The following is a 2,597-nucleotide window of genomic DNA, read 5'->3' on the forward strand; positions in this document are numbered from 1 at the left end:
GGTCAGGGGTGTGGCCGGCCGCGGGGAGCGCGGGTCAGGCGGTGGTGGGGCCGGAGCCGCCGGTGCCGCCCGCCGCGCGGCGGATCGCGTCGATGTGGCGCGCCCAGCCGTCGACGGTGGGGTCGGCGACCAGGACCTCGAACTCCACCGGCAGCCCTTCACGGCGCCAGCGGCCGCTCAGCCGCATGACGTCCAGGGAGCCGAGCCCGAGGAAGGCGAGGTTGTCGTCGCCCGCGATGGTCAGCGGGTCGGTGTCGAGCAGGGCCGCGACGGCGGTGCGTATCTCGTCGGCGGTGCTGGTCGGCTGCTGGTCCATGGTGGTGTGCCTCTCTGCTTCACCCGGCGGGACGTTCCGTGTCCGGCAGGCCGGGAGGGGAAGGGACGAAGTCCGCGGCGGCGGGGGCGGGTTCACCCCGGGCGATGGCCGCGAGAATCTTTTTGTCGGTCTTGCCCAGGCCCGTGAGCGGCAGCTCGGCGACGATCTCCAGGCGGTCCGGCAGCTTGTAGCCGGCCAGCCCGCGTTCGGTCAGCGCGGCCTTCAGCTCGGGCAGGGACGGGGGGTCGCCCACGGGGACGACGAAGGCGCAGACGCGTTCACCGAGGTAGTCGTCCGGTACGGGGACCACGGCCGCCCGCGCGATCGCGGGATGGGCGAGCAGATGGCCCTCCACCTCACCGGCGGAGACCTTGTCCCCGCCCCGGTTGATCATGTCCTTGATCCGGCCCTCGATCACCAGGTTCCCGTCGGGCGTCAGCCGGGCCAGGTCACCGCTGTGGTAGAAGCCGTCCTCGGTGAAGGCCCCCGCGTTGTGCTCCGGGGCGCGGTAGTAGCCGCGCAGGGTGTAGGGGCCGCGGGTCAGCAGCTCGCCGACCGTACCGGCCGGCACGTCCTGGTCCCGCGTGTCGACGATCCGGACCTCGTCGGCGGGGGAGATGGGCCGCCCCTGGGTGGTGAGCACGGTGTCGTCGGGGTCGCCGTCGCGGGTGAAGGTGATCAGGCCCTCGGCCATGCCGAAGACCTGCTGGACCCGGCAGCCCAGCTCGGGCGCGACCCGCGCCGCCAGCTCCGGGTGGAAGGTGGACCCGCCGACCTGGAGGGTACGCAGGCTGGACAGGTCCGGCTTCAGCCACTCGGCGGCCTCCAGCCAGAGCTGGACGACGCTGGGGCCGACCGCGGTGATCGTCACCGCTTCCTGTTCGATGACGGGGAAGCAGCGCTCCGGCGTCGGGTCCTCCGCGAGCACCACCGTGCCGCCCGCGAGCAGGGTGCCGATCACCCCGGGGCAGCCCCAGGTGAAGTTGAACTCGACGGGCAGGACCGCGAGATACGTGTCGTCCTCGGTGAGCCCGATCGCCTCGACGGCGGCGCGGGCCATGTACACGTAGTCGTCGTGGGTACGCGGTATGAGCTTGGGCAGAGCGGTGGTCCCGCCGGAGAGCAGGAAGAACGCCACGTCGGACGGGTCGGGCGCGGGCCCCGTGGAGGCCTCGGCCGTGTCCCCCGCGGCCTCCACGGCGGAGAGCGGGACGATCGCGCCGGTCCCGGCCTGCGCGGTCTCCGGCGTCTCCGCGGTCTCCGCCGTCTCCGCGAGGGTGAACAGCGTGCGCAGGGTGGGGACCTCGTCACGGATCCGGCGGGCCAGCTCCGGATGGTCGAAGCCGCGGTGGACACCGGGGAAGACGTAGCCGACCGCGCCGGACAGCTCGCACAGGTGCCGGATCTCGCTGGCCCGGTGCGCGGGGAGCGCGAACACCGGGTGGGCGCCCAGCCGGAACAGCGCGAAGCAGACCACCACGAACTCCGCCACATTGGGGAGCTGGACCACCACCCGGTCGGCCGGGGCGATCCCCTGGGCCCGGAAGCCCGCCGCCATCCGGCGCGCCCTGCGGTCCAGTTCCTCGTAGGACAGCCGGTGGGCGCCCTGCGCCAGCGCCGTCTTCCCGCCGTGCCGCCCGGCCGAGGCCGTCAACATGTCCACCAGGGTCTCGCCGCGCCAGAGGCCCTCCGCGCGGTACCGCTCGGCGAACTCCTTCGGCCAGGGTGTGCAACCGTCGAGCATCGGCCGTCTCCTTACGATGGGTCACTGATGTCTGGGGGGAGGGGAAGGGGCGGTGCCGGGCGCCGGGGCCCGTACGGGCGTCACGCCCCGTCCGGCCCCTGGGTGATCTCGACGACCGCGCAGCCGACCTCCATGCCGGGCGTGGTGCCGACCATCAGCACCTTGTCGCCCGGGACGACCTGGCCCGTGAGCCAGAGGTGTTCGAGCCCGATGACGACGTCGTTCATACCGGCGTGGCCGATGCGCCGGCTCTGCTCCCAGGTGCCGCGCGCCGCGTCGATGCCCAGCGGCTCGAAGTAGAGCGCGTGCAGCGGGTCCTCGTTGAAGCCGACGTGCGTGACCCGGGCCACGTCGTCCATGGAGAGACCCGCCTCGGCCAGGGTGCGCTGCGGGGCCCCCCCGGGCACGGGGTCGCGATGTGGACGCGCGGGCCGGGGGGCCGCGCGCCCCCCGCGCGCGCCCGCCGCGGGCCCCGGCCGCCCCCCACCCCCGCGCCGCCCGCCCGCCCCCCCGCGTCCGCGCCGTACACCCCTTCCT

General features: G+C 74.3%; 3 protein-coding genes. All 3 read right to left on the bottom strand.

The annotated features are described in order from the left end of the window. Positions 1-34: 34 nt before the first annotated feature. A complete protein-coding gene (locus ACFXPK_RS32720) occupies positions 35-316 on the bottom strand; it encodes a phosphopantetheine-binding protein (RefSeq protein ID WP_385080792.1) in 282 nt (93 codons plus the stop codon). Between the two features lie 19 nt (positions 317-335). Then, entirely contained in the window at positions 336-2,060 is a 1,725-nt protein-coding gene (locus ACFXPK_RS32725; RefSeq protein WP_385003678.1) for a (2,3-dihydroxybenzoyl)adenylate synthase, read from the bottom strand. Positions 2,061-2,140: 80 nt separating this feature from the next. Further along, positions 2,141-2,467 (bottom strand): 3-oxoacyl-[acyl-carrier-protein] synthase III C-terminal domain-containing protein, encoded by a 327-nt coding sequence (locus tag ACFXPK_RS32730; protein ID WP_385080794.1) that lies wholly within the window; start codon positions 2,465-2,467, stop codon positions 2,141-2,143. Between the last annotated feature and the right edge of the window lie 130 nt (positions 2,468-2,597).

This window comes from Streptomyces sp. NPDC059142 (assembly GCF_042755665.1).
Classification (GTDB): Bacteria; Actinomycetota; Actinomycetes; order Streptomycetales; family Streptomycetaceae; genus Streptomyces.

Bases quoted from the DNA above. Each gene is read 5' to 3' on its own strand.
- ACFXPK_RS32720 (WP_385080792.1), bottom strand. From the start codon at position 316: ATGGACCAGCAGCCGACCAGCACCGCCGACGAGATACGCACCGCCGTC.
- ACFXPK_RS32725 (WP_385003678.1), bottom strand. From the start codon at position 2,060: ATGCTCGACGGTTGCACACCCTGGCCGAAGGAGTTCGCCGAGCGGTAC.